11 protein-coding genes are annotated in these 15,060 nt (G+C 46.2%); 2 read left to right on the forward strand and 9 right to left on the reverse strand.

Features of this window, described 5'->3' with window-relative positions:
• Window positions 1-514: 514 nt before the first annotated feature.
• From JGK22_RS11425 to purE, 8 genes are all read right to left on the reverse strand, one after another.
• Entirely contained in the window at window positions 515-976 is a 462-nt protein-coding gene (locus tag JGK22_RS11425) for a response regulator (RefSeq protein ID WP_293183740.1), read from the reverse strand.
• A complete protein-coding gene (locus tag JGK22_RS11430) occupies window positions 973-2,919 on the reverse strand; it encodes a CHASE3 domain-containing protein (RefSeq protein WP_293191981.1) in 1,947 nt (648 codons plus the stop codon). Before JGK22_RS11430 ends, JGK22_RS11425 begins: the two co-directional genes overlap by 4 nt.
• Window positions 2,920-3,144: 225 nt before the next feature.
• On the reverse strand, window positions 3,145-4,221 hold the full coding sequence (locus tag JGK22_RS11435; RefSeq protein ID WP_293312891.1) for an RNA-guided endonuclease TnpB family protein: 1,077 nt from the start codon (window positions 4,219-4,221) through the stop codon (window positions 3,145-3,147).
• Window positions 4,222-5,012: 791 nt separating this feature from the next.
• Window positions 5,013-6,218: a 4-hydroxy-3-methylbut-2-enyl diphosphate reductase gene (locus JGK22_RS11440; protein ID WP_293312893.1), complete on the reverse strand. Its 1,206-nt coding sequence runs from the start codon at window positions 6,216-6,218 to the stop codon at window positions 5,013-5,015.
• Window positions 6,219-6,633: 415 nt separating this feature from the next.
• Window positions 6,634-8,079 (reverse strand): ammonium transporter, encoded by a 1,446-nt coding sequence (locus JGK22_RS11445; protein WP_293206959.1) that lies wholly within the window; start codon window positions 8,077-8,079, stop codon window positions 6,634-6,636.
• Window positions 8,080-8,506: 427 nt separating this feature from the next.
• The gene (locus JGK22_RS11450) at window positions 8,507-9,427 is read right to left on the reverse strand and encodes an SGNH/GDSL hydrolase family protein (protein WP_293183752.1); all 921 of its coding nucleotides are present in this window, start codon (window positions 9,425-9,427) and stop codon (window positions 8,507-8,509) included.
• A 526-nt stretch (window positions 9,428-9,953) separates the two neighbouring features.
• A complete protein-coding gene (locus JGK22_RS11455) occupies window positions 9,954-11,567 on the reverse strand; it encodes an ammonium transporter (RefSeq protein WP_293206961.1) in 1,614 nt (537 codons plus the stop codon).
• A gap of 74 nt (window positions 11,568-11,641) precedes the next feature.
• Entirely contained in the window at window positions 11,642-12,163 is a 522-nt protein-coding gene (purE, locus tag JGK22_RS11460; protein WP_293144866.1) for a 5-(carboxyamino)imidazole ribonucleotide mutase, read from the reverse strand.
• 357 nt (window positions 12,164-12,520) lie between these two features.
• Between purE and nagA the strand changes: the two genes are divergently transcribed.
• A complete protein-coding gene (nagA, locus tag JGK22_RS11465) occupies window positions 12,521-13,750 on the forward strand; it encodes an N-acetylglucosamine-6-phosphate deacetylase (protein ID WP_293206962.1) in 1,230 nt (409 codons plus the stop codon).
• 194 nt (window positions 13,751-13,944) lie between these two features.
• Here the strand turns inward: nagA and tnpA are convergent, their stop codons facing one another.
• Complete coding sequence (gene tnpA, locus JGK22_RS11470) at window positions 13,945-14,358, reverse strand: IS200/IS605 family transposase (protein ID WP_293183758.1); 414 nt, start codon at window positions 14,356-14,358, stop codon at window positions 13,945-13,947.
• Window positions 14,359-14,443: 85 nt separating this feature from the next.
• Between tnpA and JGK22_RS11475 the strand changes: the two genes are divergently transcribed.
• Window positions 14,444-14,965, forward strand: a complete 522-nt coding sequence (locus JGK22_RS11475) for a hypothetical protein (RefSeq protein WP_293183760.1) — start codon at window positions 14,444-14,446, stop codon at window positions 14,963-14,965.
• The last annotated feature ends 95 nt before the right edge of the window (window positions 14,966-15,060 follow it).

Consider the following 15,060-nt stretch of genomic DNA (forward strand, 5'->3'; position numbering starts at 1 on the left):
ATTAGTCAATGCCTTGCTTCAACAGTTGACACTTGACACTTGACAGTTGACTTTTGAGGGCAACCTCTACCCTTAAGTCCGAGGATTGGAGTAATGAATAGTCTAATTTTAATTTCTCCGTCAAAGGCGGGCGGGCTTTCAACCAATTCTTTCTGGTAAAAATCCCAGCCTTACGATTTTCGAGGTTGATTAGCCTCCCGTCAATCTTGGATTCATCGCACAGGAACAGATGATACAGGACTCGCCACCTCAAGACCAACTTCTACCAGTTTTGATTTGATTATATTTGAGATTAAAGAATTGGGAATGACTGATGACCACCCAAAAATGGATACAAGCCCACGACAGCAGAAGTGGAGATTACAAAATCTTAGACCAAAGTTCAAACTCCCAGATTCACGGCGCTACAAGTAAATCTCAAACTTGTACAGCCAAGTCGAAGTATCTCAAATCTCTCATTACGAGGAAAAGTCTGACAACGAGGAAATAAACCCTAAAAATTGGGATAACGCTACTATAAACCAGAAAATTCTATAGGTTCCGGCAGTTCGGTCTGGTTGAGCCAATACTCGCCAAAACTCTGCATCATGTCCGATAAAGAAGCAAACCCGACAGGTTTAACCAAATAAGAATTAACGCCTAGATCGTAAGCTTGATTGACATCTAATGTTTGCCTCGAAGATGTAAGAACAATCACAGGTAAACGTTTGAGTTGCGGCTGCTGTTTGAGCCAACTCAGAACCTCGTGACCCGATCGCCTGGGCAACTTCAAATCTAGTAAAATTATCGCAGGTAAAGGATAGCGCTCGCGATCGCTGTATTCTCCATCACCATTTAAATAAAAAACCGCTGCATCTCCATCTCGGACAATTTGCAGCGAAGTATTAGTAAAAATCTGATTGCGAAACGCCCGCTGCATCAACAGAATATCAACGGGGCTATCTTCCACCAGCAAAATCGTCTGCCTTTGCCTCATCCTTTCCTCAGCTCTATCCAAAATCGACTGCCGTGTCCTAATTGCGATTCCACCCCAACTTGACCGCCCATGCGATCGACTGCTTTTTGTACAATAGCTAATCCTATACCAGTTCCGGGGTATGACTCGATACCGTGAAGCCGTTCAAAAACGCGAAAAATCCGTTTTTGATGTTCTGGAGCAATACCGATGCCGTTGTCTGCTACCCAAAGACGGATGATGCGATCGCCTTCGTTGGCTTCGCTAACAGGCAATTGGCCAGTGCTAATCAATAACTGCGAATGCTCCCACTTTCCCACTTTCCCCCTTTTCCATTCTCCCGCAGTCTGTCTGTCTGTCTCTCCCTCTGGAGGCAGTTGAATTTCCTCAGCCCATATTTGCACTTGCGGCGATGCGCCTGCCACAAATTTTAGAGCATTGGCGAGCAGATTTGTGATGACTTGAACTAAGGTAACGCGATGGGCAATTACCGGCAATAAGGGCGATCGCACGCTGATGCGAGCACCGTTGGATTTAGCATCGGCTTGTACCATAGCAATTGCCTCAGCGACAGCAGATTCTAACTCTACAACTTGCAGCGATAAATCAGTGCGGCTCAGGTGGCTGTATGCTAGCAAATCTTGGATCAAATCTTCTAATTGTTGCCCAGAATTTACAATTTGCTGGGCATATTCTTGACCGAGTTCGTCAAGGATTTCGCCGTAATCTTCTAACAAAGCTTCAGCCAATCCCTGCATTCCCCGCAAGGGCGCGCGCAAATCGTGGGCGACGGTATAGGTGAAAGCTTCTAATTCTTCGTTAGCTCCTTGCAGTTCATTGGTGCGGAGTTCGACTCGCTGTTCTAACGTAGCGTTGAGCATCCGAATTTCCGCTTCTGCTTGTTTGCGTGCAGTGATGTCAATGGCGGTACTAATTACTAAACTTCTGCCGTCGGAAAGCTTGCCTAAAGGTGCCGAATAAAAGTCCCAAATTCGTTTTTCACCGCTGGCTGTGGTAATTATATATTCACCTTCAGAAAGGCGCGAGTTTAATTTGTGCAGCCAATTGATATTTGCTGGCACTACCGATTTGCGGCTGCCGTAAGCTTTTTCTGTCCAATCTTCAATTGTAGGAATTTCTGAGGATTTGTAGCCTGAGAATTCTGTCCAAGCGGAGTTAATTTGCAAAACTTCTCCGTTTTCAGCGTGCAGCATAATTGGCAGCGGGGCGTTAACAATGGCGCGGCGGAAACGTTCTTCGGTTAATTGCAGGGAATTGCGATCGCGTTCTAGCTCTTCTAGCAGTTGATTTTGTTTGATTTGGGCATTGTCGCGCAAAATGCGATCGCGCTTTACCAAATATAAAATTAACACCAGCAACAGCCAATCTACCACAGTAGCAACGGTAAAAGTGATGATTGTCAAATTAGCACTGGCTTGAGATTCTTGGGCGCGCTGCTGCAATATCACATTTTCCTCGGCAGTCATGGTGGCTACCTGCTGCCGAATCCCCTCCATGATTTGCTGTCCGCGATCGGTTTTTACCACCCGCAGGGCTGCTGCTAAGTTTTGTTTGCGCCGCAGATTGATGGTTTCTTGAAGTTCGGCTAATTTAGAGTCGATCGCACTTTTCAAGTCGCGAAGGCGCTCTTGCTGCCGATTGTTGTCGGCTGTTAGTTCCTGCAATCCGACTAATTGTGTGTTAACGTTGGCGATCGCAGTGTAATAAGGTTCTAAATACCGTTCTTCTCCCGTCAGCAAATAACCGCGCTGCCCCGTTTCAGCATCTTTTAAGGTAGAAAGCGTGGCTTCGAGTTCACTTAAAACTCCGTGAGTGTGGCTCACCGAGCGCTCGTTTTCCACTAACTTGAGAGTATTGCGGTAGGAAGTTGCCGCATTAAAAATTAGCAGTCCCAAGGCGATGCCGATGCCTGCGGTGATTTGGCGAGTCAGCGATTTGTTCATGAAATAGTCGGCGCGCGAGTGCTGCTTTTTTTGTTATACCTCGCTCCGGGCGATGAATTTTTTGCTCGGGCAGACACGGCGGCCAAAGCAGATAAATTTAAGGCTCAAATTTGCGATCGATCTTGTTTTTAGTTTAGTGTCGCTGCTACACAAATACTAGACAAGTCTAGACATTTGCTTCTTACTTCGTCGGGAGCATGGGAGCGGTTATCCCTCCGTAAGCTTTCACGGTTTAGCCAACCGTGATAAATTGATGGCTGCGTTTAAATCCCTGTCCATCGAATGACCGCAACTTCCACAGTTATAAACCCTTTCTTTGAGTGGCATATCTTGAATATGCCCGCAACTCGAACAGGTTTTGCTCGACGGGAACCAGCGGTCAGCAACGACAATTTCACAGCCAAACTTTTTCGCTTTGTATTCTAGCTGGCGTTTAAATTCATGAAATCCGCAATCAGCTATTACCTGTGCTAGCTTTTGATTCTTTAGCATCCCTCCAATATTCAAGTCTTCTACTACTATCGTTGCGTGGTTTTTGCATAAGTAAGTAGTGACTTGATGTAGAGTATTCTTTCTGAGGTTTGCTATTTTTGCATGGTGTTTTGCCAGTTGGATTTTGGCTTTGTATCTATTGCTGGAACCTTTCACCTTTCTAGCAAGAACTCTTGATAATCTCTTCAGCTTTATAAAATGCGCTTTGTAGTGCTTTGGGTTCGGGAATACTACGCCAGTTGAAAGTGTAGCCAACTCTTTTACTCCCAAATCAACTCCTACAATTTCATGAGTTTTGACTGTGGGTTCATGATTCTGTTCGTAAGCAAATGCGATAAACCAACTGTCGGCAGTGCGTGAAATGGTGATTGACTTGCAAGTTGTGTGAGGTAGTCCTTCGTGGGTTTTTACCCAGCCGATTGTCGGCAACTTTATAGACGTACCACCCACAGGGATAGGCTTACCGCCCGCGTCAATAGTGAAAGAGTCGTGATGCCCCTTCTTTTTGAATCTGGGAAATCCACCTTTTTTTGAGAAAAATTTAGAGAACGAATCCCCAAGATTGTCAAAGGCGTATTGAGTTATTTTCTGGCAGATTCCCGTCTCTTTGATCCATGTAAATTCAGGTTTTACATGATTGTTGAAGAATTTCTTGAGTAGGTATTTATTGGGCTTTAATCCATCTTGATAAAGGCTATTCCAAGTAGCTAGTCCCCAATTATAAGTAAACCTCGCTATGCCAGCGTGTTTGCTCATAACCGTTGCCTGGTTCTTGTTTAGCTTTAACTTTGTCTTGATGGACAGAAGCATTGTTTGGCCTCAACACTCGATTTATTTGTTTAATTTTGCCACATCTTGTAGGGGTTTGTCAACAGCATTTTTTAGTTTTATTTGATTTCCTTGGAGTAATTTTGCAGACCGTATAATCGACAGGAAAAACAGTGAATTATTTCAAGTATTCTAGCAATTCATGTTGAGGAGACGGCGAGTCTTTTTACTGACAATCCAAGCTTTTTTGCGAATTCATGTGGTTTAAACAAAATGGTATACCGTAGATTTGTCCACAAGTGTACCACTCTGTCTATTTATTTGCTACCTAGGTACTAGCTCCTCTTCGCATCCTCCTTAAGTAAGAGAGGCCAAATATACAATCTCTCGCTCTCTCGCTAAGCTTAATTAGTCATTTTCTGTGGCATCACTTTTGCTGCTTTGACTATTTCAAATCGCGGCGCAAAAAAAGGAGTTTTTACCTATTGATTTCGGTTGATTTATGGGGTATATTTTAGATAATGGAAGTGGTGACTTCAATTTAAAAATTTTCACTATTCCCATTATTAAATAATACCTTGTCAAGCAGCCCGCGTCAAGCTTTTTACCCGAAAAAAAAGGCGATTTTTTCATGATTTGTGAAAAAAATAACTTTGGGACGCAGGGGAGAAATTGCTAGGGAAACTAACCGCAGATAAACGCAGATTAACACAGATAATTTTCAGCATCGAGATGGAATGAAGAGCAATTGGAGTCTACAGTCTGTTTGCGAGGGAGACGATCGCACTGCACGCCGAAAAAGATGATTCCGAGTGCAGTGGCGAAGCAGAGAATTAGGGAATAACAGCGGCTTTCATCGCCAAAATGCGATCGATCGCATCCTCAACAACCTTATCAGGAGTCGAAGCACCCGAAGTCACGCCGACGACAATATTACCTTCAGGCAGCCAATTTTCAGTTACGACCAAATCCCCGCCCAAAGGCTTGTGTTCGATGCGATTTCCCGGTAAAATGCGCTCCGCAGAATCAATGTGATAAGAAGGAAGAGTTTTGTCGATCGCAATTTCCTGCAAGTGAGTAGTATTAGAAGAATTAAAACCCCCAATCACCAACATCAAATCCAACTTTTCCTCAACCAAAATCAACATAGCATCTTGCCGTTCCTGAGTCGCATCGCAGATAGTATTAAAACTCAGAAAATGTTCGTTAAGATTGGACGGCCCAAACTTCCGCATCATCGTCTTTTCAAACAACTTGCCAATATTCTCAGTCTCAGTTTTGAGCATAGTAGTTTGGTTAGCAATCCCGACACTTACCAAATCCACATCCGGGTCAAAACCAGCAGAACAAGCCTTGCTAAACTTAGCAAGAAACTCAGCACGATCGCCTCCGTGCAAGATATAATTGCTGACATATTCAGCTTCCTGCAAATTCAGCACAATCAAATACTTATCAGCAAAAGAACTCGTTGCCACAGTTTCTTCGTGCTTGTACTGACCGTGAATAATCGAAGTATAATCCCTTTTCTTGTGTTTTTCAACAGTATTCCAAACCTTAGAAACCCAAGGACAAGTAGTATCAACAATCTTGCAACCCCTATCGTTCAGCAACTGCATTTCTTGCACGCTCGCCCCAAAAGCAGGTAAGATTACCACATCGCCACTATCCACCACAGAAAAATCTTTCTGCCCCTTTTCCACAGCAATAAAACCAACTTCCATATCGCGCAAATGCTGGTTCACAGAAGGATTGTGAATAATCTCATTAGTAATCCAAATCCGTTCCGAGGGGAAGTGCTGGCGAGTCTCGTAAGCAATAGCCACAGCGCGTTCCACTCCCCAGCAAAAGCCAAAAGCCTCAGCCAGCCGGATGGTGACGGCGCCGCGTTGCAGCCTGTAATTGTTGTCGCGAATTTGCTGGATCAGGCTGCTTTGATAAGCTGTCTCCATTACGCCAGCTACCTCAGCTTCGTGTCCGAAACCCTTGCGGTGGTAGTTTTCAGACTGTTGGAGCGATCGTTTAAAAGCTTTAGTATCCATGCGGTACTGAGTTCAAATCTAGGTTAATTACCTTTGATTTTAGAAGGCCTGGGTGCGATCGGGATTATACGATTTTAGATTTTAGATTTTAGATTTTAGATTGGAATGAACTACTGCATAAGGGTTAGGATCGCAAATTAAATAATTTACACAACGAAAGTGGGATGGGCGGGGGAGCCCGTCCTTTAGAGACGGGCTCCCCCGCCCATCCCACAAAAACCATCAAATTATAAGTTATTTAATTCTCATTCCTTAGTGGCTTGTATAAAGTTACATTCTCTTTTGAAACTGGTATTATTTAATTCAGTAACGAACAGAGGCGCGACTTTCATGGGTTCGTTCAAAATAAAACAAAAAAAAGCGTAGAGACGCACATAACTGCATCTCTACGCGATGATCGAACTTACCCTGAAAATCAGCCCACCTTTTTCGGCGCGAAAGGAGAACCAGATTCAAAGGAACTGAAACCGCCGGCAAAATCCTCACCGTAAGCTTCTTCCCCGTGTTGGCCGATATCCAAACCTTGGTCTTCAGCAGATGAGGCGACTCGCAGTTCCATAAACTGCGCGAGAATTTTTAGGATGACAAAAGTACCGGCAGCCGCAAACACGTAAGTAGCTACAACGCCTACAAACTGTGTCACAATTAGCCCCGGATTTCCGGCAAACAGCCCGTCATTTCCGGCTGCGTTAACGGCTTTAGTCGCAAACACGCCTGTCAGAAGCGCGCCTACAGTTCCGCCGACGCCGTGAACCGGGAAGGTGTCCAAAGAGTCGTCAAATCCCAGCTTAGCTCGCAAGCTAACGGCGAAGAAGCAGCAAACGGAAGTTATCGATCCGATTAACAGGGCCCCCACTGGCAGTACGTATCCCGCCGCTGGTGTGATTCCCACCAATCCTGCTAGGAAACCACTGGCAATTCCGACTGCTGTCGGTTTGCCTCTGAGCACCCATTCGATGATTGTCCAAGTTAAACCGCCGGCTGCGGTTGAAATCATTGTGGTGACAAAAGCCACTGTTGCTAAGGAACCCGATCCTAAAGCGCTACCGCCGTTGAAGCCAAACCAGCCGAACCACAGGAGCCCAATTCCCAGCAAGACGTAGGGTACGTTGTGGGGGGTGTGGGGCTTGTTTAAGTGGTCTTTGCGGGGCCCGATTACCCAAGCTGCGACAACCGCAGATACGCCGGAACTGATGTGTACGACTGTGCCGCCTGCAAAGTCTAATGCTCCCATCGCCCCCAGCCAGCCTCTACCCCAAACCCAGTGGGCTAGAGGAGAGTAGATGAAGGTTGACCACAGCAGCACGAACCAGAAGTAGGTTTTGAATGTTACCCGTTCGACGATCGCCCCGGAAATCAATGCTGGAGTGATGATGGCGAACATCATCTGGTAAACCATGAATACTTGGTGCGGTATTGTCGGTGCGTAGCCGATCGGATCTGGTTTGTCGGCTGCGACGTTGTTCAAGAACATCCAGTCGAAGCCGCCGATGAAGGTTTCAAATCCTTTCCCAAAGCCTTCGGAAACTGGAGTGGAAACGTCAAAGGCCAAACTGTAACCCCACAGCGTCCATGTGACGCCGATCAGTCCCATCATGACTAAGCTCATCATCATGGTGTTGAGGACGTTGCGCGATCGCACCAGCCCTCCGTAGAAAAACGCTAGTCCGGGTGTCATTAGCAACACCAGTGCTGAGGAGATTAACATCCAGGCTGTATCGCCGGTGTCGATCGGATTTGCCGCCACCGCAGCAGCCGCCGCCGCAGGGGGAGCAGCATCTTGAGCTAAGGCATTGTTCATCAGCGGCCAACTTAACAGCCACAGTGCGAGGATGCCGATCGTGAAACTTTTTTTGAGCACGTTATTTTTACCTTTTAATACTCAGCAATTCGCAGGGAAGACCGAGCCGATTTTAGATGTGAGGATTTTAGATGCAATAGTTAATTTGGTTTTAAGTCCCTGTTTTAGCGGAACGAATCTTTAATAGATAATTCCCCAATCCTCAAGCCCCGACTTCGTATAGTCGGACTCATCTAAATTTGTCAACTCTCAATCCCATACTCTCTGCCTTTTGGATTGCACCATTTGTACAAACTGTTATTCTGTATCATTGTATACTAAAAGCTCAACTATTATATTTTCTTAATCTATCCGCAGGTACTTGACATTACCCCTGACTTCGGAGTAAGCCGTGTTGGAAGGGGGAGAATGGGGGAGAATATGACTTCATCCTTCTAACTACTGACAACTGCCAACTGACAACTGCCAACTGACAACAGTCAACTGATTAATTTTTCAACTGCATTTGACTGAACATTTGCAAGGCCGATCGCCAAACCAGATAACCTCGCTCGTTAAGGTGTAAGCCGTCTGTACTGAGTTGGGTTGGTAAATTGCCGTCAGCATCCGCAAACAACGGCTGCAAATCCAGATAGGAAACATTTTCGGAACTAGCAATTTCTTTCAGTCGCCGATTGATTGCGCGAATCCGACTGTTGGGAATCGCTAATAGTCGATCGCGATTTTCCCAGGTAGACTGTTCCCCGCTGTGGGGCAAAATCGACTGCACCACCACTTGTGCTTTCGGGTGCGCCCACCGCAAATCGCGGATAATCTGTCGCTGGTTGTTCAAAATCCCTTCGTCGCTGGCCCCCCGCAATAAATCGTTAATCCCGATCATCACAAACACCGTATCGGGCAGAGTGCGATCGAACAACTGCAATCGCTTCAGCAAACCTACGGAAGTCTCGCCGGAAATCCCTTGATTCAGCCAAATGCGATCGGGCGGTAACAGCTTCGTCGGAAACCACATACTCAAAGAATCTCCAGCCAAAACACTCAGTTTTGGGGGACGATTTGCCGCGGCAGCCTCAGCTTCCCGGCCCAACTGCGTCACCCACTGCTGGTAAGACCATTTGTGTCGAGGCCCTGCAAGGGGCAAGTCTGCCACTACTTTTGTAGAGTTTGTCGCCGTCGTCGAAGAGCGAATTAGTTCTTCAGTGCTTTCCGGCGTTAGTGCAGCACTAGCAGGGGAACTTTCTGTTAAGTTGTTTCCCCTACCGATTAGTTGAGCGACTGTGACAATTAGTACCGCGTTGGTAAGCAGAGATAGCAAAGCCCAAACCGGAACAGTTTTCGATCGGCTAACTTCCATCCCCAAGAGGGATTTATGAGTTCTACTTCTGCTAACTACTCCAAACTTCTCCATAAACTCAAGCGATTTGCAGGCACCATACTGAAATAATTGGCACTGATTGCTGCATCAAATTTTACCGTTCAATTTTCGCCTCAATTCTTGTAAGAATCAAGCAGTGTGCTGTGTTGGGCGTGACGGCGATGCAGAACTTTGCTTTTTGGCACTACTTTACCATAAAAAATCTGACTGCCAAGCTTTCTGGCGCAGAAATCAGGCGATTTTAGATTTTAGATTTTAGATTTAGGAATTCCGAATGACTTACTGTATCAGGATTTAGAGCTTTTCTAAAGTAGCTTTTTTTAAAGCTGAGCCGCACGCAAAAACCCAGTTTGTTAACGTAATTGCGAGATTTTAGCAAGGAATGCCAGAACGATCGACCTGGTTTAAAAGACTCAAGAGTGCGTCTGCGACTGTATCTGCGGGCGGGGGATTTCAGATTGTGGTTTTTCACAATTAAGCCCTAGATGGACGTACAAATCGCTCATCTAGGGCCAGAAAGCTGAAGAAAGTCGATCGTCCCACGCTTGAGAGTTTTGCTCTAAAGTTTGGTAGTTCTGTCCGCACCCCCCCCAGAATAACCGCCGTAGCTGCTTTCTGTTCTGTTGCCAGAGCTAGTTTCCTTCACAAACCCGGTGTAAGCTTCCATCCCATGTTCGCCGATATCCAAACCTTCAGCTTCCTCAACAGCAGAAACGCGGATACCCAACAAAGCTTTGAGTGCCAACCAAAAAATCGTACTCAGCAGCACGGTCATTCCGCCTACAGAGATAATACCGATCAACTGCGGTATTAGTTGATCGAAACCTCCGCCTACAAACAATCCCGCTTTCGGCCCAGCGGTATAAATTCCCGTTGTGGGCCCGTCAGCAAATAAGCCAACTGCCAGAGTTCCCCAGGTGCCACAGACTAAGTGAACGGAAGTTGCTCCTACAGGGTCGTCAATTTTTAAGTTGTCGAAGAATGTTACTGCAAAAACTACCATGATGCCGGCGATCGTGCCGATAATGGCAGAGTTGGGTATGTTAACCCAAGCGCAGCTCGCTGTCACCCCGACTAAGCCAGCGAGGATGCCGTTGATAATCATCGACAAGTCTGGTTTTCCGAGGTAAAGCCAAGCTGTAATTGTGGCAGCAACTCCCCCGAAAGCACCGGCGGTGTTGGTGGTGAGCGCAATGTGGGCGATCGCATTTGGATCGACAGCCATTGTCGAACCGGGATTGAACCCGAACCAACCGAACCACAGAATCAAACAGCCGAGGGTGGCAATGCTCATATTGTGTCCCGGCATCGCCACAGTGTCGCCGTCGCGGTACTTGCCGATCCGCGGCCCGAGAAATGCCGCTCCCATCAAAGCAGCCCAACCGCCTACGGAGTGAACCACTGCGGAACCTGCAAAATCGTAGAAACCTGCTGTTTGCAGCCAGCCGCCGCCCCAAATCCAGTGTCCGGTAATCGGGTAAGCAATTCCGACTAACAGCAAGCAGAAAATTAAAAATTCAAGGAATTTAATGCGCTCTGCAACTGCCCCAGAAACGATCGTAGCAGCAGTTCCCGCAAAAACTAATTGGAAAAAGAATTTAGCATTCAGGGGGACTCCCGTCCAGTTTAAGGATTTGAAAATGCCTTGATAAGCATCTCCCATAGCGGGGCTGTTGTCAGCCACGTTCAACAGGAAATATCCGCCGCTGCTGCCGATAAAACCGTTACCGTTGCTGAACATTAACGCAAAGCCGATCGCCCAATATGCGATCGTCGCAAGCGCAAACACAATCAGGTTTTTTGACAGTACGTTAACTGCATTTTTCTGGCGGCAGAAACCTGTTTCCAACATCCCAAAACCCGCGTTCATAAAGAACACTAGCATCCCAGCCACCATCACCCACATGGTATCCATGCCTACCTTGAGGCTGGCCAATTGCTCTTCGGTGGTTGGCGCAGCAGGAGGGGTTTGGGCTACTGCGGCATATCCCCAAATCAAGAAGATGACTGCTGCTATTGGTATACAGGCTTGCCAACTCGGACTGAGGCGGGCGATCGTCCTTTGTAATTTCTTGAACCTGCTGACTTTTGTCAAAAAGTTAGGGGCTGGCAAATTCAAAGACTCCCGCCTGACTTGTTTCGATTTTTTCTTTCCGACACTCATTTTCATCATTTTTACGCTTTTACAACTTATCAGCTCAGCTAGACCCCGAAAATTTCCCACAATTGTACTACAACACTTAGAGATTATTTGTTCATAGTGAGATATTTTTGATAGCCTAGCTCTTCTAGCTGAGTTTGTTTTTTCATTACAGATTCGGACAAAGTTTTCCGGTAATCCAGGATTCGCTCCAGCAATTGAGGCTGGGAAACTGCTAATATTTGAATTGCCAGCAAGCCAGCATTTTTAGCATTGCCGATCGCCACTGTTGCTACGGGTATACCGGCTGGCATTTGGACGATCGAGTACAGCGAATCTAGGCCTTGGAGGTGGCGGCTCGCTACTGGTACACCAATTACCGGCAATGGTGTTAAAGATGCTACCATACCCGGAAGGTGCGCCGCTCCCCCAGCACCTGCGATAATTACTTTCAAACCTCGTTGGTGCGCGGTTTGAGCATATTCCACCATCCGATCCGGGGTACGGTGGGCGGAGACAATTGCTACGGAGCAAGGTACGTGGAATTCTTCGCAAACTGCGATCGCTTCAGACATGGTAGGCAAATCCGAATCGCTGCCCATGATAATTCCAACTGTCGGTTGACTCATGCAATTTTCAGATGTGAGATTTCAGATTAATGGTAATTTTAAGTTATGGCGTTAACTAAAAGATCTCTTGCAAAAATACAACGCACCCCACCCCAACCCTCCCCGCGAGTTCGGGGAGGGGGTAAGATTATTCTTGTTTCCCCCCTTAATAAGGGGGGACTTGCGGGGGGTAAATTTGACGAGAGCAAGAGTTCTAAAATTTAGATATTTTGTAGCCAAACTGATGCTCGAAAGCAATTTGGTGACAAGCCAAGAGTGCAGAAAGCAAAAATCTCCACATCCTCATCAAGAGCCCGCAGATTTATCGAGGCGAGCAAATCTAAAATCTAAAATCTAAAATCTAAAATCTAAAATCGGATGACTGAAGCCACAACCCCAACTGCCGCCCCTACAGATATTCTCAATGCTCGCCTGCCCGGTTGCAAGGATTTGCAGATGCTTGCTGTTGACAACACGGGCATCATTCAAGAAGTTTGTTCGATGGACAAAGTATTTAAACGAATTGCTCCTCCCAATTTGCAAGTGATCGACGCTGCGGGTGATTGGGTTTCTCTGGGCGGTGTTGACTTGCAGATTAACGGAGCACTCGGTTTAGCTTTCCCAGATTTAGAAAGCAAGGATGTTAAAGTTTTACCTAAAATTTGTCAATTTTTATGGTATCAGGGAGTTGATGCTTTTTTGCCGACTTTGGTGACAACTTCTCTGGATAAGTTTAGGCGATCGCTCTCGACGATAGCTGATTATATGCGGACTGCAAAAACCGCTGCTCCTGCCACCAATAAATCCCAAAGTGCCGAAATAATCGGCGTTCACCTCGAAGGCCCTTTTCTCAACCCCCAGAAGCGAGGAGCTCACCCAGTTGAGTTTTTACTACCGCTAACAATAGAAAATGTCAAGTTAGTTCTAGGAGATTGTGCGGATATTGTCAAAATAATTACTTTAGCGCCGGAGTTAGACAGCACTGGTGAAGTCATTCCCTATTTGCAAAGTTTGGGAATTGCCGTCAGTCTGGGACACTCCCAAGCGACGGCAGAGCAAGCACAGCAAGCATTTGCCCAGGGAGCTTCAATGGTAACTCACGCTTTTAATGCGATGCCGAGTTTGCATCATCGAGAACCGGGTTTGTTAGGAGCGGCGATCGTTTATCCGGGCGTAAAATGCGGTTTAATTGCTGACGGCAAGCACGTTTCTCCGACAATGATTGATTTTTTGCTGCGTGCTGGCAGATACGACACAGGCGTTTTTTTGGTAAGCGATGCTTTGGCTCCTTTGGGTTTGCCTGACGGTGTTTATCCTTGGGATTCCCGACAAATGGAAGTCAGAAAAGGTACGGCGTGGGTAAGATTGGATTACCATTCGCCGCTGGAATCTGCTACTTTGGCAGGTACAACTCTGCCGCTGTTGGCGGGAGTGCAGAATTTGGTAAGCTGGGGGATTTGCGAGGTAGAAAGTGCGATCGCCCTGGCAACTGAATCTCCCAGAAAGGCGATCGGACTTTCGGGAATTATCGGCAAACCGGCAACTCAATTGTTGCGCTGGAATTTCAATGCAGCGACAAAAGAATTGACTTGGCATCGATTGTTTTAAGTCATTAGTTATTAGTTATTGGTTATTGGTTATTCGTTATTCGTTATTTGGTAATTCTCCCACTCTCCCACTCTCCCGCTCTCCCCCTCTCCCTCTCCTACTCTCCCCCTGCTATAGCGCGTCGCGTGAGAACCCCGGTCTTTTAAGCCGGGGATGAAACGCAGTTGCAGCCTTAAGGCTGCCAGCATTCTATATTATTTGTTTCTTTGTTCTTCGATATATTTCCTGACAGTTTCAGTAGAAACGTTTCCAACACTGCCAACAAAATAACTAGGAGTCCACAATGTAGGTAATTTCAGTAATTCGGGAAACTCTTTCCTCAAGTAACTGGATGCCCTACCCTTAACTCTTTGCATGACGAAACTGGCGGAGTCTGTCGGCTTAATATTAAGCAATAAATGGACGTGATCCGGCATAATCTCCAAAGCAATAATTTTCCACCTGTTTTCCGTGACTACCTCAAAAATAATTTCTTGCAGCCGTTCTGCAATTTTGCCGACCAGAACGGCTTTACGGCGTTTGGGAATAAAAACAAAGTGCATATTGATCAGCGAGACGGCCTTGCTCTCGTGCCGATACTCTAAATCTTTTTTTGACAAACTCGCCATAAGACTATTGACTCCATCGACAGGTAGTGTATAATCAACACATTACATCAACAAGGTCACTGGCGTGTTTGGATGTCAGCAGGTATTGATTAAGCCCGATCAAAAGTTGAAAGCAGTTCTAGAATATATTTGTCAAGAGTCAAACAAACTACATAACTGTGCGGTTTACTACGTTCGTCAAGCATACTTTAAGGGTCATATTTTTGTCCGCCCGTTTGACGTAATCAACGAGTTAAAACGCAATCCTCATTACGGAGCTTTATGCGCTCAAGCAGCTCAACAGACTTGTGGTGCTGTCGGTGAGTCGGTAAAATCTTTCAAAGGATTGATTAAATTGTTTCGTGAAGGAAAGCTTGAATCTAGACCGAAATTTCCAAATTACCGTACTCCTGGCGGGCTTCACTTAATTGCCTATCCGAAACAGGCGCTTGGTAAAAAGTTGATTGATGGTCGAATTTCTATCCCTCTCGGACAAAAAGTTAAGGCTTGGTTCGGATTGAAGAACTTTCAAATTCAAATGCCTTCTAATCTGGATTATGCCGAGATCCGAGAAGTGAGAATCCTTCCTAGAAATGGTTGTTTTTATGCCGAATTCGTCTACAATTGATACTCCCCAGCCCGCTCCGGGACGGGGATTCTTGAAGAGTCCAAATGCGAACTTTCAAAGGCGAAATCAAAGCGCCTCTACTGACTCCTTCAAGA

It is taken from the genome of Microcoleus sp. PH2017_08_TRC_O_A (assembly GCF_020738665.1).
In the GTDB taxonomy this organism is placed as follows: Bacteria; Cyanobacteriota; Cyanobacteriia; order Cyanobacteriales; family Microcoleaceae; genus Microcoleus.

Bases quoted from the DNA above. Each gene is read 5' to 3' on its own strand.
- tnpA (WP_293183758.1), bottom strand. From the start codon at position 14,358: ATGGCGAGTTTGTCAAAAAAAGATTTAGAGTATCGGCACGAGAGCAAG.
- JGK22_RS11435 (WP_293312891.1), bottom strand. From the start codon at position 4,221: ATGCTTCTGTCCATCAAGACAAAGTTAAAGCTAAACAAGAACCAGGCA.
- purE (WP_293144866.1), bottom strand. From the start codon at position 12,163: ATGAGTCAACCGACAGTTGGAATTATCATGGGCAGCGATTCGGATTTG.
- JGK22_RS11450 (WP_293183752.1), bottom strand. From the start codon at position 9,427: ATGGAGAAGTTTGGAGTAGTTAGCAGAAGTAGAACTCATAAATCCCTC.
- JGK22_RS11430 (WP_293191981.1), bottom strand. From the start codon at position 2,919: ATGAACAAATCGCTGACTCGCCAAATCACCGCAGGCATCGGCATCGCC.
- JGK22_RS11440 (WP_293312893.1), bottom strand. From the start codon at position 6,218: ATGGATACTAAAGCTTTTAAACGATCGCTCCAACAGTCTGAAAACTAC.
- nagA (WP_293206962.1), top strand. From the start codon at position 12,521: ATGACTGAAGCCACAACCCCAACTGCCGCCCCTACAGATATTCTCAAT.
- JGK22_RS11425 (WP_293183740.1), bottom strand. From the start codon at position 976: ATGAGGCAAAGGCAGACGATTTTGCTGGTGGAAGATAGCCCCGTTGAT.
- JGK22_RS11455 (WP_293206961.1), bottom strand. From the start codon at position 11,567: ATGATGAAAATGAGTGTCGGAAAGAAAAAATCGAAACAAGTCAGGCGG.